Source organism: Streptomyces sp. CA189, assembly GCF_056428985.1.
Map to the genome: position 1 here is coordinate 140,372 of NZ_JBWJVM010000015.1, position 22,907 is coordinate 163,278.

Consider the following 22,907-nt stretch of genomic DNA (forward strand, 5'->3'; position numbering starts at 1 on the left):
CGCCGGCGCCATGGCCGCGGTGGTGACCTTTTGGAGGAACGCGTGGGAAATGCCGAGCCCCAGTGGCGGTTGCCCTCTCATACGGCGGGTCCTGGCGCGGCAGGAGTGGACGGTCTGGGCGAGCGCGGGTTTGCCCGCTACGGTGCCGGGCAACTCGGTATCGACCCGGACGGCTCCGAGGCGAGGGACTTGGCCGGGATCCGGGAGGTCTGCGCGGCTCTGCCACCCGACCCGTACGCTCCGGGAACGAACCGGTTCCGCCGTTACTCCCACGCCGTGTACCTGCCGTGGAAGAACGAACTGTCCTGGATTCCCGGAACCCCCGACCCCGTGCACGGTACGGTCACCAACTTTTCCCAGGGCGAGGACGACCCCGAGCACCCGCGAAAGCTCCGCGTGCTCCCCGAGATCCCCGAGGAGCTGCGCGGCAACGCCCTGCTGCTGCGGCTCCTGCGCTGGGACATCGAGCAGGTCCTGTCCCTGAGGGACCTGCGGAGACGGCCGCTGTGGGCCGGGGTACACCTGATCAGGCTGGGCGTCGACCGTCCAGGCCAGGATGCCGTCTCATCCCCGAACTGCCTTCACCAAGACGGCGGTTCGGCCAGCACGTTCACCTTCGCCCACCTGATCAGCCGCACCAACGTCACGGGTGGGCAGAACGTCATCGCCACGCCGGGCAGTGCGGGCCTGCAGCCCGATGACCCGTGGGCGGACGTCCACGCCAGTTTCACCCTCACCGACCCGCTGGACGGCTACGCCGTCCACGACCACAGGGTCAGCCACTACGTCGGCCCCGTTCGCACCGGCTCCGAGCCGGGGCCGGGCGAACGGTCCATCCTCATCGTCGGCCTCGCCCCGTACGTCCCCCAGCTGTGACACCGGCACCGCCGGAGCCCGCCTGTGCTCCACGGGGGCTAAGGGGCGCTCGTCAGCCGCGGGTCCAGCGGAAGTCGACTTCCGGGTAGCGCGGGGAGGGGCTGTTCAACAGGGGGGACGGCCGGCCCTTCAGGAACTGGTCGAGGCACAGGCGGGTGTAGGTCCGGATCAGCTCGGTCGAGCGGGCCGGGTCCAGGGTCCCGAGCAGTTCGGCGTACAGGTCGGGCGGCCAGGACTCCGCCAGGCCGCCGGGAACGGCGAAGTGCGGTAGATCGGTGTAGGTGAGGTGCCCGGTGTGGCGCGCTCGAAGCTGGCGGCCCCATCCGCGCTGGTGCTCGCGCCAGCGCCGCCAGGTGTCGTGGTCCTCCAGCGCGGTGAGCAACAGGTACGGGCGATCCAGCCCGACGTCGGCCACCGGCGATCCGAACAGGGCGCCGTCGAGATTGACCCCGACGGCGAAGCGGTCGTCCACGCGGAGGACTTCGGCGGCGGCGGCCCCGCCCATGGAGTGCCCGACGACGCCGATCCCGCGGGGGTCCGCCCTGGGCGACCGCCGCCGACGGGTCAGTGCCGTGGCGACGAACCGCAGGTCACCGACGCGCGCGCCTATTTCGAGGCGTTCCTGGCGCTCCCAGTCGTCTGACTCCTCGGGCAACACGCTGGGGACGGCCCGACCGTCGGGGAACTCCACCACCGCCGCGTCGTAGGTGTGGTCGATGCCCGCGACCAGGTATCCGTACGATGCGAGCTCCTCGGCCAGGGCGGTGCAATTGCTGCGGCCGCCCTTGCGTCCGTGTCCGAGCAGTACCAGCGGCAGCGCGCCCGGCTGGACCGGCGCGCCGGTCCGGGCGTGCGGACGTACGGCACCCAGGGTGCCCGCCTTGAGGGGCAGACCCGCCTCGAGGGCGGCGGCGACCCGACTCGTGGTGTACGGGGCCCGGCGGCAGCTGGCGGTGGTGAGCGCGGGGTACCAGAGTTGCACCATGAGTTCGCGCGGCCTGCGGTCCGGCGCGAGGGGGTCGTCACGGTCGTGGTCGACCAGGTGCAGCTCGATGGTGCCCACCGGCCGCCGGGAGGTGGGAGCGGGGAGATCGATGAACTGCCCGGCGGCCCGCGCGGGCACGGAGGGCAGGATGACCGCCCCCGTGCTCGATCCGGCGAGAACCAGGAGGGACCGGCGCGAGACCATCAACCACCCCAAGGTGACTATGTGCAGAAGGATTTGACGAATGCTCACCCTAGAAGGTCTGGACCATTCTGCCTAGCGCTGTGGGGGCGGCGGGGTCCGTGTGTCAGGCGGCCTTGCGGTTGCCGCGGTCGTCGCAGGGCAGATCGGCGGCGGGGTGGTTCGCCGTGAAGTCGCGGGTGGCCTGGCGTTCGGCCTCGGTGATCGCTGTCGGTTGGACGTCGATGATGCCGCCGAAGGGGCGGTCGACGTCGCGGATGATGCACAACGCCGTCGTCAGCAACGCGGTGATGACGACGAGCGTGATCAGTTGGCCTCGGTTGTTGCGGCGGGGCAGGCAGATGCCGAGGGCGATGACGGTGATGGCCAGGGTGGCGAGCAGGAACCAGAGGATGGCGCTGGGAATGCTCGCGGTGGCCTGGGTGAGCCGTTCCTCCCGCTCCTCCGAGCGCTTGTTGTCGGCGGCGATCAGCATGCCGAAGACCGGCTTGCCCTCCACCTGGCGGAAGACCCGGCGGAAGTCGGTGGACCACACGCTGGGCACCGGCGAGCCGTGGCCGTCGGCCATGGCTGGCCACTCCTGGACGCGCACGGCACGGGCGTAGCAGACGGCGTCCGCCTGGACTTCGGCCCGCTGGGTTTCGGGCGCGTATTCGGCGGACTCGACGAGCTGGTCGATGGCGCGGGCTTCGCCGCGGGAGGCGACTTCGGCCTTGCCGTACGAACCGTTGGCGGTGACGAGGACGAAAGCGAGCAGCAGCACCGTCAGCGTCAGCAGGGGGCCGACCAGGTCCTTCACGGCCATGCCCGAGTCGTCGTCCTCGTTGAGGAGCCGGGGGCGCAGGAAGCGGTTCGCGGCGAGGCCGGCGAGCAGGGCGAGTACGGCGACGATGATGACAAGGACCACGGACGGACACCTCCGGGTGGGATGGGGGAGCCCCTGGCGTACGGGGCGCCGCGATCATGCCCCGTACCGTGTGCCGCCCAGAACAACGGAAACGTCTCCTCGCCCTCGAACGAGCGATACTCCTTGCGCCGGAGAGCCCCGCGCCGCGGTCGCCCGCGACCGGCCCGTTGGGTACCCCGGACGAGGGCGGACTCGACCCCGACCTCCACTCCCAGGGGCCTGAACCCGATGGGATGCGGCGGGCTGTCTTGAAAGCCGGTACGGCCCTGTGCTCTTCCCGCTACGGTGACTGCGACGATCTTGTGCGGGGTCCGGCGCATACGGCCGGGGGCCGCTGTTGAGCTGGAGGAGAGTGCTGATGGCGATGGCGCGCTACGTCTGGACGACCAAGGGCGAGGACGGAACCAAGGCCCAGGGCGCGTGGGACTGCACGGCGATGAACGCCCTGACCCTCGTCGGTGAGGTGGTCATCGACGGCACGCTCGTGGCCGACGGCGACCACGGATACCAGGGCGGCTTCACTGGCAACCTCGTATACCCCGGGGTGCATGACGCGGGGCAGGAGGTGCCCTTCTCCCTCCAGGCAGAGGCAGCCTTCAGGATCGACGCGGTCACCCAGCGGCTCTCGGTCCGGTCTCTCCGGGCCAACGACGAGACCCTCTTCCTCCACGGGGGCCTGGAACTCCTGCGCTGCGCCCTCAACGAGAACGTGGAGGCAGACGGCACGTCCCTCGGAGACCTGGTGGAAGGCATCAGCGAGGAGTAGGCCCGATGCGGCTGCCCTGGTGGAGAACGAGCCGGGCTACGTCGTCCGCTGACGCCTTCCCCGCCCCCGAGCCGCCGTTGGGCGGTGAGCCAGTGTCCGATGTCCTCTCCGTGCCCGGTCACCCCGGGGACGAATGTCTGATCCGTGATGATGTCGTCGACGTCTGGGAAGCGTTCGCGAAGGTCCGTCCATGGAGCCCCGGTGCGGTACTTGAACGCGATCGCGTCGATCACCTGTCGGTGATGACGCCACCACCCACCCCGCCGAGGTGCCAGGTCCGGCAGCAACGGCTCGATGCGTGCCCACTGGGCGCCGGCCAACGACGTCCCGAATCTGCTCAGCCGTCGGACGCACGCGGATCTCGTCAATATACGTGCGGGTCCCGGGAAGGCGGGCGCCGCCGATATGAAAAACGACCTACGCGCTGATGGCGGCGACCCTCGTGAACCTTTGCATATCCTCAACTTCACCCAAAGCCTATGCTCCAGAGCGCACGGCCTGTCCTATCGTGAGACCCATCGTCCTGCCGATACCCGGCAGGGAAACTGCGCGGGGGCTTTCATGCGTGGATTCGTTCACACAGCGACACGAACCGTCGGGGTAGCTGGAGTGGTAGTGGCGTCCGTTATGGCGGGGACCAACGCCCAGGCGGCCAGCGGTGGCGGCTGCGGCACCTACTACGCCGGGACGGGCGGGCAATACGTCAAGATCAAGGCCTGTATCAGCTCGCCCCGGTCGGGAGTGGGGCGCCCCGACGCGTACATCAGCCTGGCTGCGGGGCACCCGGCCTGCAATATCGCTATTCGGACGGTCCGGACGGGCAATTCGCAGGTCGTATCGAACAAGGTGCACCCCTGCCCCTCAGGTGCCATCAACGACAAGCACTTCACAGCTCCCGACTTCAGCGACACCACGGCCCAGACTGGTGAGTCGTATGCCAACTACACCCAGATCAACTGGACCTCTTCCGGAACGTGGACGATGCCGTACCGCAGCCCGTGGCTGAAGCTCCCGTAAACACGCACGGCCGAATGGGTCGGGTGCGTGCCGAACAGCGCATACCCGCCCCATTTCCATGGGGCTCCGCACCGGCCCGCTGGCGGACACGCTCGCGATCCTGGGTGCGATCCATCGCTTTGGGGGCAGCGGCGTAAGAGACAGCGGTCCTGTGGTGTGTTGATGCCGGGTAGGGGCTGTTTCGGGGCGTGGGGGCGCTGTCAGGGAGGGGAGGGATCGGGGCGGGATCGCTGTCCGGAGCCTTCATCGCACCAGGGCTGACGCTGCCTCAGTAGCCGTTGCCCTTCCGGAAGCGATGGGCGAGTTCCCGCTGGCCCTGGGCGCGTTGTTCCTGTCTTGGCCTCGCTCGTCGCTTACGGGCCGGGTCTCGTAGTCCCGGCCCAGGCGCCGCGAGCGCACCGCCGTCGGCCCAGACCAGTCGGCTCTTCCGGTAGCGGGATCGGAGCCGCTCGAGCATGCCGCAAGCCGCATCGCGGTCGGTCACGTCGGCCGGCGTGACCAGCCCCATCAGCAGCAGGGGTCGGGGGCTGAAACCACCCTCGTTAGGGCGTCTCCGCGGCCACCTTCAAGCGCGCCGCTTCGGGGCGGACCGCGCCGTCCTGGGAGGCCATCACGGCGATCTCGCGGTCTGCTGAGCTCGGTTGGGCGGATCGTCAATCGGGAGGAGCTGCCGGCCGGCGTCAGCAGCGCGAGGCTTTCCTGATCACCTGCGGGGTCGGGCCCGGCCTGGTGGAGCGCCTGGGGCGGGGCCTTCGACCGGATGACGCAGAGCCGCGACGGCGCCACGATGACGGACATGGAAGCGGCAATCGACCTGTACTGGCGAGCACTTCCGGGGACGGGTGGTCGCCAGCCGGCGTGAAGCAGCAGCGGTCCAGCGATCCCCACGTGCCGGAACTGCTGGTGAGTGTCGGTGATTCCGTGCGCCGTCTGTGCGCTCGCCAGGCCGACGCGCTGATGAAGATGCGCCAGCTGCGCGCGGGCGGTGCTCGGCGGTGTGCCTGGCACGCAGAGCACAGAAAGCCTGCATCCCAGGCACACCACCGCGCGTTGCTCGGGCCTACATTCTCCTCCGGAGACACCACCCCAGCGTGAACGGGTCCACGGGACAAAAGCCCGGCCCGGCGCCTGGCACACCGTCGGCAGTGGCGCCCGTAACAATTGCGGAGTTCGACGCCAGAGCCGGCCGCCGTCTTAGAGGCTCAGTAGATCGAGATGCGCCAAGGAGGACGAAATCTCCAGGCAAAAGCGACCACGCGTATCGCTACGCTGCTCGCAATAGGTATTGAGAACGCCCTCTAAGTGGTCGCCTAATCAATCGATCGATCTTCCAAAGCGGTTTGGGGGATCGGTGGAGCGCTGGCCGGTAGTACGCAAGTGCCACCGAAGATCAATTAGGGTGTGACTCGCACCTGATGCGCATGCAATATGTGCATCTACTGGGGTGATGTGACGGATCATTCCAGTTGCCCCTCGCTATTTATCGGCCGCCTTTTCGGCATGGAACGAAGATGAGGAAAGTTCATGATTCGACGCACTTCAGCAATGCTGCTCGCCGTGGCATCCCTGTTCGGTGCGGGAGTCGCGATGGCTGCGCCCGCGCAGGCCTCGTGCACCCTTGACAACGTCTGTCTCTACTCGGACGCCGACTTCAAGGGAATGAAGCGGGACGACTTCAGCTCCCGTAACAACTGGTCCAACATCACCTACGGGGGCACCAGCATCGCCCTCTACCGGGGTGACAACGTCGCCTCCAACGTCAGCTCCATGGACAACTGGGACGTGGACACCCGGATTTCGGTGTACTACAACTCCAGTTACGCCGGCCCCTGCTTCAAGGTCGAGGCCTACGGCCGTGTGTCCAACATGGCGTCCATCTACCTCAGCAGCGGAAAGTCCGCCAACGACGTCATGAACTCGCACAACTTCACCAACAACTGCTTGGGGACCGTGTACAGCTTCTGATCGTCGGCACATGACCGCAGTGGGGCGGAGGCCAATTCCGCCCCACCGCGCACATCCACTCCAAGCGGTTCCCGCGGAGAAGAACTCTTCTGAAACGCGCGGCGGCATCCCCGCCGCCGTGCCTGCGAGGCTCGTGTGGGGACACGTACAGCTTCTGATCGCCGGCCTACGACCGTGGTGGGGCGGAGGCCAATTCCGCCCCACCACAGCGCATCCATTCTATCCAGGGGTTCCTTTGCGTTACGCACGTCTTGTCCTCGCCGCCGGAGTCGGCACGCTGCTGCTCACCGGGTGCTCGGAGGGTGCCCCGGGAGGCGCCGACGCCGATGCCGGCGGTGGCGGTTCCGTGGCCCGGGAGGTCGTCACGGAGGCGGACATCGTCCTCCCGGTGTCGGCTTTTTTCTTCACCCCCGAGCAGCAGGTGCTGATGGACACCGCGCGTTCCACCCTGGCTGCCGACTGCATGAAGCGGTTCGGGTTCGACTGGCCGGTCACGAAGGCCGAGCCCGCCAAGGCCGTGAGCCGTCGGTACGGCGTGGTCGGCGAGAAGGTCGCCGCCGAGCACGGCTATCACATGATCCCGTCGGCAGGTGACGCCGAGCATGCCCCAGGTGCGGTGTCCGGCGGGCGCAAGCTTCCGCCCGAGGCGTACATGGTCTACGGCGCCAAGGGCGGCCAGGCGGACGCGGGTGGCAATTACCAGGGAAAGGCCATCCCCGAGGGCGGCTGCTTGGGGGAGGCCGACCGCACGCTGGGGCTCGGCAAGGTACAGGACCCCGCAAAGGGCAAGATCGGACTGCTCAGCATCGACTTCTCCTCTTTCGGGAAGGCCCAGGAGGCCCCGGAATTCAAAAAGGCGCAGGACGAATGGGCGGCCTGCATGAAGAAGGCGGGTTATCAGCACACCGGTTTCCTTCAGCCCGCCGAGAAGTATGCGTCCCAGGGGAACTCCGCATCGCCGGAGGAGAAGGTCGTGGCCAAGACCGATGTGAAGTGCAAGCAGGAAACGAAACTCGCCACCGTGCTACTCCGCCTCGAAACAAAGATTCAGAACGACTACATCGATCAGAACGCCACCGGTTTCGCCGAGATCAAGAAGGATCAAGACGCGGTGATCAGGTCGGCCAACGAGGCATTGGCGAACTGAATGCAGAACGACGAACAGCCCTCCGTGGACGAGGCCGAGGCGGCCCGTGGTAATCGTGGTAACGGCGTACGGAGCAGGCGCCGTTGGGTCGCCCTGATCGCTGTGAGCGCGGTCGCGCTCACGGGGGCGGGCTTCGGGGCCTCGCTGCTGATCAAGTCGCCCGCCCAGGCGGCGGCGGACTCCCGGCCCCCCGCACCGTCCGTGATCACCGCGCCGGTCGAGTACCGAACGCTGACCTCCTCGATGGTCCTTCGCGGCACCGTGGTCGCCGGCCAGAGCGTGGAGATCACCCCCGGCGGTGGCGCGGCCGATGGAGGCAGCCCCACGGTCTCCAAACTGCCGCTGAAGGTAGGAGACCAGGTACCCGCAGGCCGGCTGCTGGTCGAGGTCTCCGGCCGTCCGGTGATCGCGCTCCAAGGCACCGTTCCGCTGTATCGCGACCTCAAGCCCGGTGCTCAGGGCAGTGACGTGGGCCAGCTCCAGGACGCGCTTCAGCGGCTCGGCCACTCCACATCCCCCGACAACCGGGGGCGTTTCGGCGAGGGGACGAAGTCGGCGGTCACCGCGCTCTACAGAGCGGTCGGGTACGAACCCGTCCCGGTCGGCGGCACCGACGGCTCGGCCGCCGTCACCGCGGCCGAAGCACAGGTGACCTCGGCCGAACGAGCCCTGGACGACGCGAAGGATGCACTGAAGACAGCCGAGTCCGGCTCCGTTAACGGCTCGGCCAAGACCGCGGGCTCGACCACGGGAACGACCGGGGAAGCGGCTGGCGGCGGTCGCGATCTGGAGCCGCTGCGCAAGGCGGTGAAGCGTGCCCGGGAGGACCTGGCCACCGCGCGCGAGGGCCTCGTCGCCGCGCGGGCGGCCGCGGGCCCGATGATCCCATCCGGTGAGGTGACGTTCCTGGAGAGCTTCCCCGCGCGGGTGCAGGACCTCCCCGTACGGCTCGGCGGCAAGGTGACGGCAGCAGTGATGACCCTGTCCGCCGGCCCCCTGGTGGTGCACGGATATGTGCCCGACCACCAGAAGGGCCTGATCCGGGCGGGCCAGGAGGCGGAGATCCTCTCCGAGGTCAACGGCGCCACCGTCAAGGCCTCCGTACAGTCCATCGCCACCACCCGCACGACGCCGCGCACCGATGGCGACACGCAGGGCGCACCGTCGGCCGATAGGCAGGCCGACGCGGACGGCTATCTGATGACTCTGACGCCGGGCCGGCCGCTGGAGGCCGAATGGACCGGGCAGAACGTCCGCCTGACCGTCCTGGCCGCCACGACCGGCGGCAAGATCCTGGTCGTGCCCGTCACGGCGGTGTCGGCGGGCGCCGACGGCTCCACCGCGGTGACCGTGCTCGAGGACGACGGCAAACAGCGCCGGGTCCGGGTGAAGCCCGGCACCACCGGCGACGGCCATGTCGAGGTCACCCCCCTGGACGGCGGGACCCTCGGCGAGGGCGACCGGGTGGTGACCGGGGTCCGGGACGGCGGCGGCGCGCAGGGGGGCACCCGATGACCGCGTTCCCCACCCCGTCCGAGCCGCCCGTCATCGAATTCCGGCAGGTCGGCCTCACCTATCCGGGGCCGCCGCCCGTGGAGGCGTTCCGCGCCAGCGATCTCACGGTCCGAAGGGGCGAGTTCATCACCGTCGTCGGCCCCTCCGGATCGGGTAAGTCGACCTTCCTGAACATCGCCGGACTCCTCGACAGCCCCACGACGGGCGACTTTCTGCTCGACGGCATCGACACCGGCCGGCTCAGGGACACCGAGCGCACCACGTTGCGCGGCCGCCGTATCGGATTCGTCTTCCAGGCCTTCCACCTGCTGCCGCACCGCAGCGCCCGAGAGAACGTCGAACTCGCCATGGTCTACGGCAGCGCCCCGCGCCGCGAGCGCCCCCTGCGGGCCCGCGAGGCGCTGGCCCGGGTCGGCCTCGGTCACCGGACCGACGCGCTACCCACCCGGATGTCCGGCGGCGAACGTCAACGGGTGGCCATCGCGCGGGCCCTGGTCGCCCGGCCCTCGTTGCTCCTGTGCGATGAACCGACGGGAAACCTCGACACCGGAAACGCCGAAGCGGTGCTCCAGCTGCTGGAGGCCCTCAACGCCGAGGGCATCACGGTCGTCCTCATCACGCACGACCTGGCCGTGGCCGCCCGCGGCCGGCGGACGGTCACCATCCGGGACGGCATACTGAGCGAGAGCGAGCAGGTACGCGCATGCTGAGCCGGATCCGAAAGACACGCCGCGCCCCTGCCCGGCATCGGGCGCTCCACCTTCGCGCCACGGGACCTGCTGGCCGAGGCCTTGGCCGGGATGCTTCAGCGCCCCGCCCGCTCCGCGCTCACCATGCTCGGCACCGTCCTGGGCGTCGGTGCCTTCGTCGCGGTACTCGGCCTCACCGCCACCGCCTCCTCGCAGATCGACGCCCGCTTCAACGTGCTCTCCGCGACCGAGGTCACGGTCGAGGACATCGCCCGCGAACACGACGAGTTCGCCGCCGCGGCCTTCCCGGACGACGCCTCGGCGCGCGTCGAGCGGCTCAACGGGGTGCGGTACGCCGGCGTGCTGTGGACGGTGAAGCCCCGACGCAGCGCCGCCGAACTCGCCGTCACGGCCGCCCCGGTGGGCGGCACCGGAGGGGAGAGCCTCACCGTGGTGGCCGCCGCCCCCGGTGCCCTGCGCGCGGCCGAGCCCCGGCTCTCCCAGGGCAGGCTGTACGACGACTTCCACACCGATGCCCGACAGCGCGTCACCGTGATCAGCTCGAGCATCGCCGCCCGGCTGGGGATCACCACACTGGAAACCAAACCGGCGATCTTCATCGGGGGGCAGCCGTTCACCGTCACCGGCATCGTCGAGGACGTCCAGCGCCAGCCGGACGTCCTGCTCTCGGTTCTCGTACCGCAGACCACGGCGATCGAACTGTGGGGTCGGCCCGCCGAGGGCGCCAGGATGCTCATCGCCACCGATCTGGGCGCTGCCCGTCAGGTGGCGGGGGAGGCCCCGACGGCGCTGCGCCCCGACCACCCGGAGTACTTCAAGGCGGTTCCGCCGCCCGACCCGAAGGGCCTGCGGAGCTCGGTGACCTCCGATCTAGAGCAGTTGTTCCTGCTGCTGGCCGGGGTGTGCCTGGTCATCGGAGCGGTCGGGATCGCCAACACCACCCTGGTGGCAGTCATGGAGCGCACCGGGGAGATCGGCCTGCGCCGTGCGCTCGGCGCCCAACGGAGGCATGTCACCGCCCAGTTCCTCGCCGAGTCGGGCACCCTGGGCGCGTTCGGCGGACTCATCGGGACGGCCGTCGGCACGCTGGCCATTGTGGTGGTGGCGCTGATGAGGGACTGGACACCGGTCATGCACCCGGTGACTCTGGCCACCGCCCCGCTCATCGGTCTGGCGACCGGTGTCCTGGCCGGGATCTACCCCGCCCGCCGCGCCTCGACCGTGCAACCCGTCGAAGCGTTGCGCGGCTGACCCAGGATGTGGCGGATGATGGCCGCGGCTTCGTTCGGGTTGTGGTCCAGCCAGCGGGTGAGGCGGTCGCGAACGACCTCTTGGACGTAGGCGTCCGCTTCGGGACTGCTGAGCTTGGTCCGGGTGGAACCCTCGAAGACGGGATGAGCGAGTTTCACCGAGACGACCGCGGTCAGCCCCTCGAAGATGGCTTCGGCGGGGATGTCGTCGTCTGCGGCGATCTGCCGCCGGCTGCGGGCGTAGGCGTTGACGATGTCCGTGAGTGCGGTACGGAAGCCCTGTTCGTGAGCGCCGCCCTCATGGGTACGGCTGCTGTTCGCGAAGGAGTGGAACCCTCCCGTGGACCAGGTGTTCCACTGCATGGCGACCTGCACGAAGACCGTCGCATCCTCGTTCTCCGACTCGAAGGCGATGGCGGGGGAGTGGACGAGATTCGGCGGGTAGGGGTTGAGGTGGGCGACGTAGGCCCGCAGACCCTCCGTGTGGTGGTAGCGGACCGGCCGCTCCGGCCGCTCGTCGGTGAGCGAGATGGCCAGGCCCCCGTTGAGGAAGGCCAGTTCCTGGAGGCGCTGGGACAGCGTGGCGAACGAGTACAGGGTGGTCTCGAAGATGTCGCCGTCGGGCACGAACACGATCGCGGTGCCGTGTCCGCTGCTCTCCTCGTTCCTCGTCAGGGCCGTGATCGGAAGGCCCTTCTCGTACTCCTGGGTCCAACGGTGGCCGTCTCGGTGGACCTCGACCCTGAGCCGGCTGGAGAGCGCGTTGACCACGGACAGGCCCAGGCAGCCGAGGCCGCCGGACCGCCAGTAGCCGGTGCGGGGCTTGGAGCCGAAGGACATCTCCGTCAGCTCGAGTTCGACGGCCGGCTTACCGGCGGGCTCCACCACCTCGACGGACAGGCCCCGCCCGTTGTCCGCGACGCGAACGCCGCCGTCCGCGGTGATCGTGACGTCGATGGTGTCGGCGTGCCCGGCAAGGTGCTCGTCGACGGCGTACGAGACGACCTCGTACATCAGTTGATGAAGGCCGCGTTCACCGGTCGAGCCGATGTACATGCCGGGGCGCCTGCGTATCGCCTCGCGGCCCTCGAGAACCTGGATGTGACTGGCGCCGTACTCGTTCACGTTCGCGGGCTGACTGGGGTTGCCGGACTCGGTCATGAAGCACCCTCCCTGGGCCGTCCAGTGCATGTGTGTGAGCGGATCCCACCGAGGCGGCCGACGCTGCTTCCAGTCGGTCACCGGTGTATGTCCATCCTAGGTTTCTGGACGTAAAAACCCAGGTCAGGCCGCATGTCATGAGGTCTCAGATGGTCGCTTGCCCGGCTCACTCGACCCCGCCGTCCTGGGGGCCCGCCGCTGCGGGCGGAGCTGCGTGAAGGCCCTGCCGGAGGCGCCCAAGGCACATTCTCCGGCGGGCCCGAAAGCCCTTTCTCAGCGGATTCTCCGGCCGCGTGCGGCTGGTTCGCCCAGGCGGCCGCCAGGGGATGCGGGTGTTGTCGTGGATCGCCGCCCAAGTGGGATGCATGAGGGCAGCATGCTGAGCGGGACACCGATGGTCTTATGCTTCCGTGCGTGATCCGTCCCATCTCAGGCCCTCCCACCTGGAGGCACCCGCTCGCATCGCTCCTGCTCACCCTCCTGATATCCATCGGCTGGTACGGGATGCAGCCCGTATACCCCGACTGCGCTTTCTTCGTCCTCGGCCCCCCTGACGATTCACCGGAACGCGCCCATCAACGGGCAATCGATCAGGGGCATTGCGACCCCGGGGTCTACCGCTGGAGAACCATCGTGGGTCACTGAACCTGCACAGCCGTCATGGTTCTGACCTGGGGCGTCCTGAGTCGGCAATGGCCCAGCGGTTACCGCAGGATTCGCGCGCAGACGCCTACGTGTACAACACCCAGACCGCGCCGGCACGCCCAGGTCCCTGTCCGGCCTTGACGGCCGAGATACCGCTGCTGGTAGTTGACGAACTGACCTTGACGGACGCGCCCGAGCGCACTCTGTCCTGTGCAGGACATGTCGCGTCCAGGACACCGAAGAACCCTGGTTCACCCCCTTCACCTGCGGCAACCTTGATCACGTCAGCAGGAAACACCGCGCAACTACGGGGGAATCCAGTCATGTTCAGCCGCCTCAAGGCCGCCACGCTCGGCGCCGTCATGCAAGCCACCGGTGCGGACGGTGTGACATACGAGCCGGACTGGCGTGAGGACGACGCCCCGCTGGTTGCCGACGGAGTCGACAGCTGACCAACGGACTCCGGTCCGGCGGGAACAGCCCCGCGAGCCACCGATGGTGATCGCACCGGCCCGGCGGGGAGCACCTGCCCCGCACCATCGGCCGTTTCGCCTGGTTGTCCCCGACGGCCCTGTGATCACTGACACGGCACCTGCGAGCCCGCCGGTACGGTCCGGCCCCCAAGGGGGCGCACGCCCGGCCCTACGTCTTCCCCCCTGTGCTCTCGCCGCCGGCCTCGCCTGGCACCTCGGCTTCACCCGCGGCTGAGCCTGCGTGTTCGCTTTCGCCTGCCCCTTCGGCTTCGCCCGCGCTTCCGCCTGCAAGCCCAATGGCCAACCCCTCCCCTTTCCCCCTCCCCACCCATGGAGACACGAAGTGAAGAAGTCCATGCGGGTCGCCCTCGCCGCCTCGGCGGTAGCCGTGGTGCTCACCGCGATACCGGTCGGCGCCAACCCCCTGTCGGGCGCCGGCCCGGCGTTCGCCGCGGACAACGGCGCGATCGACCCGCCGCTGTTCGACGAGACCCTGGACGGCGGCACCGTCCGCGTCAACGTCCTCCTCGATGGACGGTCGGAACTCTCCTCTGCCTCCGAAGCGGGTGAAGTCCTCGTCTCCTACGACACCCTGCCGCTGGTCACCCTGCGGGTGAACCGGTCCGGCCTGGACTCGCTGAGCACGATGGCGGGCGTCGTCAGCGTCACCGAGGACATCCCGGTCGAGCCGACGCTGAACGAGTCCACCGCCAAGATCGGCAGCGACGCGGCCGTCGCCGCCGGCAAGACCGGCGCCGGCAGCGCCATCGCGATCCTCGACACCGGTGTCGCGACCCAGCACCCCTTCCTGGCCGGCCGCGTCAAGGCCGAGGCCTGCTTCTCCGTCACTGACGCCGCCTACGGCGCCGAAAGCCTGTGCCCCGACGGCACCGCCGAACAGGAAGGCGCCGGCAGCGCCGACGCCGACAGCGGCCCCTGCACCACGGTCGGAACCGGTTGCTCCCACGGCACCCACGTAGCCGGCATCGCCGCGGGCAACGGAACCGGGGTGGCCGGAGCGCCCGCCCGCGGTGTCGCCCCCGGCGCGGACATCATCGCCATGCAGGTCTTCTCCAAGTTCACCTCCGACTCCCACTGCGCCGGCGCCAGCCCCTGTGTCCTGAGTTTCCCCAGTTCGCAGATCAAGGCGCTGGAGAAGGTCTCGGCCCTGAAGAGCGCCGGCACCAACATCGTCGCCGCGAACATGTCCCTGGGCGGCGGCCGCTGGACGGCGGCCTGCGCCACCGATGCCCGTAAGCCGATCATCGACACCCTGTTCAACCAGGGCGTCGCCACCGTCGTCGCGGCCGGCAACAACGGCTACACGAACGCGGTAAGCTCCCCAGGCTGCGTGTCTTCCGCCCTCACGGTGGGCTCCACCACGGACGAGGACCAGCTCTCCACCTTCAGCAACCGCGGCCCCCTCGTCGACCTGCTCGCACCCGGCACCGGCATCGTCTCCTCCGTCCCCGGCGGCGCCTTCGCCTCCAAGAACGGCACCTCGATGGCCGCCCCGCACGTGGCCGGCGCCCTCGCGATCCTCCGACAGGCCCACCCCGGCAGGACCATCGCCGAGCTGGAAGCCCTGCTCAAGGCCGACGGAACGCCCATCACCTACGAGGGCGCGGTCACCCCCCGACTCAAGATCAACATCGTTCCGGAACCGGTGCCCGCGACTCCCGGTGACACGACCGGCGACAACAAGCCGGACCTCGTCGCGGTCGATGACGCCGGCAAGCTGCTCCTGTACCCCGGCGCGGGCACCGGCGCCCTCGGAGCACCCAAGGTCATCGGTACCGGCGGCTGGTCGGGATCGTCCGTGACCCACCGCGGTGACTGGACCGGTGATGCCAAGGAGGACATCGTCGCCCGCGTCGGCGGCGAGCTGCGCGTCTACCCCAACCGCGGCGACGGCACGCTCAACGCGCCGATCAAGATCGGCACCGGCCTGCCCACCACCGCCCAGGTCGTCGGCGCCGGCGATGTCACGAAGGACGGCAACCCCGACCTCGTCGTCCAGCACTCCGACAAGCTGTACCTGTACGCAGGCACCGCGGCCCCCGCGCCGTCCGTCGCCGCCCCCGTCCTCATCGGCACCTCCGGATGGGACGTCATGGACCTCACCGCCCCCGGCGACGCGGACAAGGACGGCCGCGTCGACCTGATCGCCCGCGACACCCGGGACGGCATTCTGTACCACTACCTCGGCCAGCCCGACGGAAAGACCTTCAGCGACCGCACCGAGTACGGCCGCGGGTACACCACCGCCTACCGGCCCCTGATCGCCGGCGCCGCCGACGCCAACGGTGACGGCACCGCCGACACGTGGGCCACCGCAGGCGACGGCACCCTGAAGTTCTACAAGGGCGGCACCTCGATCCACGGCCCGATCGACGGCCCGAGCATCCAGGTCGGCACCGGCGGCTGGGCCGCCATCAAGTCCATCAGCTGACCTGGCCCCTCCCGTCACCCAATTCGAGGCTCCGTACGGGGGCCTCGGGCCTCCGGCCTGACTTTCCCCCCGGCCCCACCGAGCCCCGACCGGCCCAGTCCCCCTGGGCCGGTCGGGGCGTCCCTACGTCTCTGCGTCCCTGCGTCTCCGCGCCCGGGACGCCCGACCGGGCTCCCGCCGGGCGCAGGGCCCGGACGACGGGTCCTCTTCAAGATGGCGATGTCTTCCTCACGCGGGGTCGGAGCGCCGGGAGCCGGTCCGGGTTGCCCCGGGACGCCGGCGTGAGGCCGGTGACCTTCCCAACAGGCCGATTTCTGGCGGATGTTGGCCGGAATCCCGAGAACCCGAAGGCCGGTCAGGGCGTCTTCCGCCCCGGCGTGTGAAGCTGTGGCTCTTACGGGGACGAGGGGTGAACGCGTTGTGGCTGCTCCGCTCCAGGACGGCGATCCAAGACAGCTGGGCACCTACTACCTAGACGGTCGACTCGGCGCGGGTGGTCAGGGAGTGGTGTTCGAGGGCTACGGCGTCGACGGCCGCCGCGTGGCCGTCAAGGTCCTGCGGGACGTGTCCGACGGCGACCGCGAGGCGCTCGGCAAGGAGCTTCGGGCATGGCGCCGTGTGGCGCCCTTCTGCACGACCAAGGTGCTCCACGACGACCTCGAAGGCCCGGTTCCTTTCGTCGTCAGCGAGTACGTCCCCGGCCCCGATCTGCGGCGCGCGGTCGACGAGGGCGGCCCGTACGAGCCCGAAGAACTACTGCGGCTGGCGATCGGCGTGGCCACCGCCCTGGTAGCCGTCCACCGGGCCGGCGTCGTCCACCGGGATCTGAAGCCCGAGAACATCCTTCTCGGGCCCGACGGCCCACGCGTGATCGACTTCGGCATCGCCCGGATCGTGGAGGGCACCGCCACCACCGGCATGCCCATGGGCACCCTGCGCTACATGCCCCCCGAGCGGTACAAGGGCGAGCACGGTGACGGTGCGGTCGACGTGTGGGGGTGGGGTGCGGTCGTACTGTTCGCGGCTACCGGGCGGCACGCCTTCGACGCGCCGCACGCGGCCGCGCTGACCTGGTGCGTGGCCACCCACGAGCCGGACACCTCGGTGCTGGCGGAGCCGCTGCGTTCACTGGTGGCCGCGGCGCTGGCCAAGGATCCGCGGGAGCGGCCGACTTCGGAGGAACTGCTCCTCTCGCTGGTCGGCCGGGCGGATCTGGCGGAGGCGGTGGGGAGGGTCGGTCCGGGACGGGCGGGCGTCGCCACCGAACCCACCCGGGCCGAGCTCGCGGAGGAGGTGTTCGCCGGGCTGGACTCTCGGGCACAGGCGATGGTGGCCCCGGTGATGCTACGGCTGGTGGCCCCGGGGAGCCGTGCCGAGGACACCCTGCGCTCGGCGCGGCGGAGCGAGTTCCGCTACAGCCAGGCTCCGCCGGAGGTGCTGGAGCGGGTGTTGTCCGCGTACACCGAGGTCGGGGTGCTGGCGTGGGAGGGTGAGGAGGTCTCCTTGTCCGGTGCCGCGCTCATCCGGTCCTGGCCTCGGCTGCGGGAGTGGGTGGACGGCGAACGCACGGGCCTGGGCGTCCACCAGAGGCTGGCCGAGGCCTCGCGGATCTGGGACGACCACGGGCGCAGGAACGGGGACGTGCTCCAGGGCACCGCGTTGGAACGGGCGAGCGGCTGGGCCGCGACGGGTCGCCACAACCTCGCCCTGAACGGCGTCGAGCGCGCCTTCCTGGCAGCCGGCGCGCGCCTGGCCCGCCGCCGGACCCGCACGCGTGCGCTGTTCACCGCCGTCGTGAGCGTCCTTCTGGTCTTCGCGGTCGGGGCCGCCGCCGTCGCCTTCGAGCAGCGGCGCGCGGCCGGCCGGGAACGCGACACGGTGATGTACCAGCAGGTCCTCGCCAACGCCGACCGCCTGAACGACGTTGATCTCTCCCCGGCGGCCCAACTCGCTCTCGCCGCACACCGGATGCGCCCCGGCGAGGCGACCGCCGCCCGGCTGGTCGCCGCGGCGAACAGTCCGTTGTCCACGCCGCTGCCCGGCATCGACAAACCGGTGGCCGGCGTGGCCTACAGCCCCGACGGGCGGGTCCTGGCGGTGGGCCTGGGCATGACCGATGGTTCCACCGTCCAACTGTGGAACGTCGCCGACCCCATGAGTCCGGCTCTTCTCTCGCAGTTCGCGGGCAGCGACACCAACCACGTCGCCTCGCTGGCCTTCAGCCCGGACGCGCGCACGCTCGCGACGGGTGGCAGCGACAAGCTGGTGCGCCTGTGGAACGTCGCGGACCCAGTCCACCCCTCGGCCATCGGTCGGCCCCTGCAGGGCATGGGGCCCGTCTGGTCAGTGGCGTTCAGCCCGAACGGGGCGTTCCTGGCCGCGGCGGCCGATACGGCCGGCTCGGGGAGCGGGGTGTGGCTGTGGAACGTCACGGACCCGTCCACGCCCGTGCTGACGCGTCGTGTGGACGCCGACGCATCCCAGTCGGTCGCCTTCAGCCCCGACGGGCGCCGGCTGGCCGCCGTCGTTCAGCTGGAGCCCACGAAGTACGCGCTCCGGCTGTGGACCCTTCAGGACCCCGCACAGCCCGCGGTCGAAGGCCCCACGGCCACGGTCGCCGTCGACGCGCTGGCGTCCCTGGCGTTCGCCCCGGACGGGCGCACCCTCGCGACCGGCGGGAACGACACCACGGTGAGGCTGTGGAACATCAGCGACCCGACCCGGGTCACCCCGGCCACGGACCGCGAAATGCCCCTCTACGGTCACACCGCCGCGGTCAAGTCGCTCGCCTTCAGCCCGGACGGTGCCACGCTGGTCACGGGCGCCAACGACCATGCGGCACGGTTGTGGGACGTTTCCGAACCCAGGACCGCAAAGGGATGGGGCCGGCCGCTGGCCGGCCACTCGGCCCCTGTTCGAGCGGTCGCGTTCAGTCCTGACGGGCGCACGGTGGCCACCGGTGGCGGCGATCACGCGGTGCGGTTGTGGACGCTGCCTCCCGCCGCGCCGGCGTCCACCGCACCGGCCGATGCCCGCCGTGCCGCCGTGTTCGCGGGGTTCAGCCCGGACTGGCGGCTGATGGCCACCGTCGGCGTGGACGAGAGCGTGCGCCTGTGGGACGTCTCCGACCCGAACCGGACCACCGCCCTGGGCAAGCCCCTGCCCGACGCCCGGTGGGCAGTGTTCAGCCCGAACGGACGGACGCTGGCCGTCGGCGGCCAGAACCTCGACAACGGCGACTTCGGCTACACCGTGAGGCTGTGGGACGTCGCCGACCCGGCCGCGCCCCATCTCCTGGGTCCGGCCCTGACCGGGGTCGGCTCGGCGGTGTTCTCCCCGGACGGGCGCACCCTGGCCACCACAGCCGCGATCGCCGCGGTCGACCAAACGGTGCGGTTGTGGAGCCTCGCCGATCCTGGCCACCCACAGCCCATGGGCCGGCCGCTGGCCGGCCACGGCAAACAGGTCCTCGCGCTGGCCTTCAGCCCGGACGGACGCGTTCTGGCCAGTGCCTCCCGCGACCGGACCGTGCGGTTGTGGAACGTGGCCGACGCCGCCCGGGCCACGCCCCTGGGCCCGGCTCTGACCGGTCACATAGCCGACGTCACGTCCGTCCGTTTCGCTCCGGACGGCCACACGTTGGCCACCGGCAGCGCCGACAACACGGTACGCCTGTGGAGCGTGGCCGACCCCGGCCGGCCCGTGCCGCTCGGCCAGCCGCTGACCGGCCACACGCAGCCGGTCGCCGACATGGACTTCAGGCCCGACGGCCGGATCCTCGCCACCGCCGCGTACGACGGCACCGTACGGCTGTGGGACCTGGCCGCCCCGGCCACGCAGCAGCCTTCCACCCAGTCGTTGACCGGGTACGCCGGCGGGTTCACCCAGGTCGCCTTCAGTCCGGACGGGCAGACGCTGGCGACGCGGAACGCGAACCTGGCGATCCAGCGGTGGGACATGAACGTCGGCCACGCCATCGACAGGATCTGCGCCGCCACGCGCACCACCCTGACGCCCGACGCCTGGCGGCGGTACGTCGGCGACACCGTGCGCTATGCGGCGCCGTGCTCCTGAACCCCCGCCACTGCCTCGTTGGAAGAAGGCCGTCCGAAAGGTTCGCCCCTGTTCCGGCACCGCGCGCGGCGTAAGGCCGGCGAACCCGGTGTGGCACGTTCCCGGTCCGCAACCACGCCGATGACCGCGTCCTGTCGGACGCCGAGTGGGGCGAGGGCGTGGCCCGGCCCGCTGAGCCGTATCCGCGACCCCGAGGAGCTCCGCGCCATGGCTTTGGGGGAGTTGCGGCTCAGTCGTCGGCGGGGATCTGGGCGTCGAGTTGGGTCAGGAGCTGCTCCGCGTCCAGGCCGAGGCGCCAGTAGCCGCAGAAGGTGATGGACCGGCGGTCGATGGTGCGGTCGTGGACGAGGTGGTGGCGCAGTGCGCGGATCGTGCGGGCTTCCCCGGCGATCCACGTGTACGGGGTGCCCTCGGGCAGCTCGGCGGAGCGAATCCTCTCGAGGGCCCGGTCGGTCCGGCTGGAGCTCTCGCCCTCCCGGACGATCCAGGTGATCTCTGCCTCGGCCGGGGTGGGCAGGGTGATCTGGTCGTCGGGGTGGGGGACTTCGATCCACGCTCTGACCTTCAGGCCTGCAGGGAGGCGTTCGAGGATGGCCGCGGCCGCGGGCAGGGCGGTTTCGTCCGCGAACAGCAGCACCCAGTCGGTTCCCGGGGGCATGCTGAAGGACACGCCTACGTTGTCGGCGACTGCAGGGCCCTGCATCGTCACCCGGTCGCCGGGCGCGGCACACAAGGCCCAGCGGGTGGCAGGGCCGATGTCACCGCCCTGGTGGAGGGCGAAGTCGACGTCGATCTCGTCCGGCCCGTAGCGCTGCTCCCGGATCGTGTACGAGCGCCTCAGGGCCCGCTCCTCCTCTGGCAGCGCCTGCCAGTCGGCGAACCAGTCTTCTCCCGCCGGTACGACGGGGGCGTTCTGGTGCGGATGCGGAAGGAAGAGGGAGAAACTCTGGTCATAGCCGCCAGAGCGGACGCCCTTCAGATCCTGCCCACCGAAGGTGATCCGGATCAGCGACTGACTGAGGCGGCGCGTCCGCAGGACACGCAGATCGAAGAACTGGAACGGCTCGACGGGCGGAGCGGGAGAAGGGGGCGTCATGGGTGTCTCTCGGTTCGGGTTCGTCGTTCGGTACCCCGGTGGTGGTGTTCACGTGCCACCACAATCCCTATAGAGTACTTTCGTACCTTATTACAGTACATGAGTACTGAAAAAGTGCGGTGCGGCGAGACCCGGCCCCCGGCAGTACGTGGGGCCACGGGAAGGGCCCGAAAGGCAGGAAATAGGCAGGAAATGGGAAAGGGGGTGGTGACGATGGCGATGGCTACAGAACAGGGAGCAGGCAGGCGGCGCCGCCGGGATCCGCAGATGCGCGAACGCATCGTGGCAGCGGCTCAGACGCTCATCGCCGAACGGGGCATCGACGGGCTGACGCACCGGGCCGTGGCCAACGCGGCGGGTGTGTCGCTGAGCTCCACGACGTATTACTTCACGACTCTGGACGACCTCATCCACCTGGCGCTGGAACGCGCCGTGGACGCGTACGCCGACTTCCAATCGGCTCTTCCCAGCCCGGCGGGCGCCCTGGACCGGGACGGCTTCATCGTCGTCCTCACCGACATGACCATGGACTGCTTCGGCCCCCAGCGCGAGCACGCCGTCATCCAGTACGAGCTCTACCTGGCCGCACTGCGGCGCCCTGCCCTGCGGCCGACGGCAGCCCGTTTCGCCGAACTCTCCATCACAGGACTGACCCGCCTCACGGACCCGATGACCGCTCGCGCCGCCCACGACCTTGTGGCGGGCCTGATCCTGCGCGGCCTCGCCTCGCCGAACCCGCCGGACCGCGAGGCTGTGCAGGCAGAACTCGCCACAGCCCTGCTACGCCACTGTTGATTCTCGGTCTGGCTGGTGGCCCTTTACCGTCGCTGCTGCCGTCGTACCGGCTGCGGTGTCCCCGGCTGACTCCGGTCGGCCTAGGGGAGTTCGTGGATGAAGTGGTGGTGTTGGCCGATGCCGGCGATGGTGTATTGGTCGCCGACGGGGGTGAAGCCGTGGTGTTGGTAGAAGCCGGTGGCGGCGATGCGGCCGCTGCACCAGACGAGTAGGCCGCCGCGTGCCGTGCAGGCGTCGAGGCCGGCGCGGAGTACGGCCCCGCCGAAGCCCTGTCCGCGGGCCTGCGGAGCGCTGGCCATTTTGCGGAGCCGCCATACCCCCTCGGTCGCGAAGGGCGCCAGGGCGGGGGTATCGGGCAGGGGTTCGATGCTGAAGGTGGCGCAGGCGGCGAGGTCGCCGCTGTCGGTGCGGGCTGCGAGGTGGAAGGTGTCCGGGAGCAGGTCGGCCTCGGTGAGGGCGCTCCGGCGGGGTTGCCCGGGCCGCAGGACCTGCTGGCGGAGATCCAGAATTTCTTCGACCTGGACGAAGGCGACGAACACGGTGTTCCCTCTCGTGGCAAGGCCCGGCCCGGCCTGGGTGCGGGACAGGTCTGGCGATCGACATTGTTGTGAGCGTGCGTATCGACTATGCCCAGTCGACGCCGAGGTCGGCGAGTGCGGCGTGTTCAGCCTGGTCCCAGTCGCGGCGTTGTGAGTCGAGCCAGCGTCCGATGTCTTCGCCGTGGCGGGTCACTCCGGGGACGATCGCGCTCAGGCGGGGCGCCGTGGGTTCAGTCCGGATCGAGGGCGGCGAGTCCTACGGCTCGCATGCGGGCGCGGACAGGGTTCCTGCCCAGCCCGCCGGGCCTGCGGACGTTGGTGAGTCACTGGTTC

Annotated in this window: 17 protein-coding genes and 1 pseudogene; 12 read left to right on the plus strand and 6 right to left on the minus strand. The window is 69.9% G+C overall.

Going from position 1 to position 22,907, the window contains the following annotated elements:
* Positions 1–42: 42 nt before the first annotated feature.
* Positions 43–876, plus strand: coding sequence for a 2OG-Fe dioxygenase family protein (locus AC061S_RS15365; protein ID WP_478686494.1), 834 nt, complete (start codon positions 43–45; stop codon positions 874–876).
* A 52-nt stretch (positions 877–928) separates the two neighbouring features.
* On the opposite strand, the gene AC061S_RS15370 is transcribed toward AC061S_RS15365, so the two are convergent.
* Entirely contained in the window at positions 929–2,065 is a 1,137-nt protein-coding gene (locus AC061S_RS15370; protein WP_478686495.1) for an alpha/beta hydrolase family protein, read from the minus strand.
* Between the two features lie 103 nt (positions 2,066–2,168).
* Positions 2,169–2,969 carry a bestrophin-like domain gene (locus AC061S_RS15375; protein WP_478686496.1) on the minus strand — a complete coding sequence of 267 codons (801 nt, stop codon included), beginning with the start codon at positions 2,967–2,969 and terminating at the stop codon, positions 2,169–2,171.
* Positions 2,970–3,327: 358 nt separating this feature from the next.
* On the opposite strand from AC061S_RS15375, the gene AC061S_RS15380 reads away from it, so the two are divergent.
* Positions 3,328–3,735 (plus strand): hypothetical protein, encoded by a 408-nt coding sequence (locus AC061S_RS15380; RefSeq protein ID WP_478686522.1) that lies wholly within the window; start codon positions 3,328–3,330, stop codon positions 3,733–3,735.
* Between the two features lie 170 nt (positions 3,736–3,905).
* Here the strand turns inward: AC061S_RS15380 and AC061S_RS15385 are convergent.
* Positions 3,906–4,205, minus strand: a pseudogene (locus AC061S_RS15385) (transposase); the annotation flags it as partial.
* A 157-nt stretch (positions 4,206–4,362) separates the two neighbouring features.
* Between AC061S_RS15385 and AC061S_RS15390 the strand changes: the two are divergent.
* From AC061S_RS15390 to AC061S_RS15415, 6 genes are all read left to right on the plus strand, one after another.
* Positions 4,363–4,752, plus strand: a complete 390-nt coding sequence (locus AC061S_RS15390; RefSeq protein ID WP_478686497.1) for a hypothetical protein — start codon at positions 4,363–4,365, stop codon at positions 4,750–4,752.
* A gap of 1,524 nt (positions 4,753–6,276) precedes the next feature.
* Positions 6,277–6,717 carry a peptidase inhibitor family I36 protein gene (locus AC061S_RS15395; RefSeq protein WP_478686498.1) on the plus strand — a complete coding sequence of 147 codons (441 nt, stop codon included), beginning with the start codon at positions 6,277–6,279 and terminating at the stop codon, positions 6,715–6,717.
* 346 nt (positions 6,718–7,063) lie between these two features.
* Positions 7,064–7,864, plus strand: coding sequence for a hypothetical protein (locus AC061S_RS15400; RefSeq protein WP_478686499.1), 801 nt, complete (start codon positions 7,064–7,066; stop codon positions 7,862–7,864).
* Positions 7,865–9,379, plus strand: coding sequence for a peptidoglycan-binding protein (locus AC061S_RS15405; RefSeq protein ID WP_478686500.1), 1,515 nt, complete (start codon positions 7,865–7,867; stop codon positions 9,377–9,379).
* Entirely contained in the window at positions 9,376–10,089 is a 714-nt protein-coding gene (locus tag AC061S_RS15410) for an ABC transporter ATP-binding protein (RefSeq protein ID WP_478686501.1), read from the plus strand. The genes AC061S_RS15405 and AC061S_RS15410 overlap by 4 nt, the downstream gene beginning before the upstream one ends.
* 27 nt (positions 10,090–10,116) lie before the next feature.
* Positions 10,117–11,340, plus strand: coding sequence for an ABC transporter permease (locus AC061S_RS15415; RefSeq protein ID WP_478686519.1), 1,224 nt, complete (start codon positions 10,117–10,119; stop codon positions 11,338–11,340).
* Here the strand turns inward: AC061S_RS15415 and AC061S_RS15420 are convergent.
* Positions 11,286–12,500, minus strand: coding sequence for an ATP-binding protein (locus tag AC061S_RS15420; RefSeq protein WP_478686502.1), 1,215 nt, complete (start codon positions 12,498–12,500; stop codon positions 11,286–11,288). The two genes, AC061S_RS15415 and AC061S_RS15420, sit on opposite strands and share 55 nt — an antisense overlap.
* 968 nt (positions 12,501–13,468) lie before the next feature.
* Here AC061S_RS15420 and AC061S_RS15425 point away from each other — a divergent pair.
* From AC061S_RS15425 to AC061S_RS15435, 3 genes are all read left to right on the plus strand, one after another.
* Positions 13,469–13,597, plus strand: coding sequence for a hypothetical protein (locus AC061S_RS15425; RefSeq protein WP_478686503.1), 129 nt, complete (start codon positions 13,469–13,471; stop codon positions 13,595–13,597).
* 364 nt (positions 13,598–13,961) lie between these two features.
* Complete coding sequence (locus AC061S_RS15430; RefSeq protein WP_478686504.1) at positions 13,962–16,070, plus strand: S8 family serine peptidase; 2,109 nt, start codon at positions 13,962–13,964, stop codon at positions 16,068–16,070.
* A 420-nt stretch (positions 16,071–16,490) separates the two neighbouring features.
* Positions 16,491–20,144, plus strand: a complete 3,654-nt coding sequence (locus tag AC061S_RS15435; protein WP_478686505.1) for a protein kinase domain-containing protein — start codon at positions 16,491–16,493, stop codon at positions 20,142–20,144.
* Between the two features lie 229 nt (positions 20,145–20,373).
* On the opposite strand, the gene AC061S_RS15440 is transcribed toward AC061S_RS15435, so the two are convergent.
* Positions 20,374–21,240 (minus strand): siderophore-interacting protein, encoded by an 867-nt coding sequence (locus tag AC061S_RS15440; RefSeq protein ID WP_478686506.1) that lies wholly within the window; start codon positions 21,238–21,240, stop codon positions 20,374–20,376.
* 267 nt (positions 21,241–21,507) lie between these two features.
* On the opposite strand from AC061S_RS15440, the gene AC061S_RS15445 reads away from it, so the two are divergent.
* The gene (locus AC061S_RS15445) at positions 21,508–22,035 is read left to right on the plus strand and encodes a TetR/AcrR family transcriptional regulator (protein ID WP_478686507.1); all 528 of its coding nucleotides are present in this window, start codon (positions 21,508–21,510) and stop codon (positions 22,033–22,035) included.
* An 80-nt stretch (positions 22,036–22,115) separates the two neighbouring features.
* Here AC061S_RS15445 and AC061S_RS15450 read toward each other — a convergent pair whose 3' ends face one another.
* Positions 22,116–22,574, minus strand: coding sequence for a GNAT family N-acetyltransferase (locus tag AC061S_RS15450; protein WP_478686508.1), 459 nt, complete (start codon positions 22,572–22,574; stop codon positions 22,116–22,118).
* Between the last annotated feature and the right edge of the window lie 333 nt (positions 22,575–22,907).

Coding starts and splice junctions, on each gene's coding strand:
- AC061S_RS15370 (WP_478686495.1), bottom strand. CDS start 2,065: ATGGTCTCGCGCCGGTCCCTCCTGGTTCTCGCCGGATCGAGCACGGGG.
- AC061S_RS15380 (WP_478686522.1), top strand. CDS start 3,328: ATGGCGATGGCGCGCTACGTCTGGACGACCAAGGGCGAGGACGGAACC.
- AC061S_RS15390 (WP_478686497.1), top strand. CDS start 4,363: ATGGCGGGGACCAACGCCCAGGCGGCCAGCGGTGGCGGCTGCGGCACC.
- AC061S_RS15395 (WP_478686498.1), top strand. CDS start 6,277: ATGATTCGACGCACTTCAGCAATGCTGCTCGCCGTGGCATCCCTGTTC.
- AC061S_RS15405 (WP_478686500.1), top strand. CDS start 7,865: ATGCAGAACGACGAACAGCCCTCCGTGGACGAGGCCGAGGCGGCCCGT.
- AC061S_RS15410 (WP_478686501.1), top strand. CDS start 9,376: ATGACCGCGTTCCCCACCCCGTCCGAGCCGCCCGTCATCGAATTCCGG.
- AC061S_RS15420 (WP_478686502.1), bottom strand. CDS start 12,500: ATGACCGAGTCCGGCAACCCCAGTCAGCCCGCGAACGTGAACGAGTAC.
- AC061S_RS15425 (WP_478686503.1), top strand. CDS start 13,469: ATGTTCAGCCGCCTCAAGGCCGCCACGCTCGGCGCCGTCATGCAAGCC.
- AC061S_RS15440 (WP_478686506.1), bottom strand. CDS start 21,240: ATGACGCCCCCTTCTCCCGCTCCGCCCGTCGAGCCGTTCCAGTTCTTC.
- AC061S_RS15445 (WP_478686507.1), top strand. CDS start 21,508: ATGCGCGAACGCATCGTGGCAGCGGCTCAGACGCTCATCGCCGAACGG.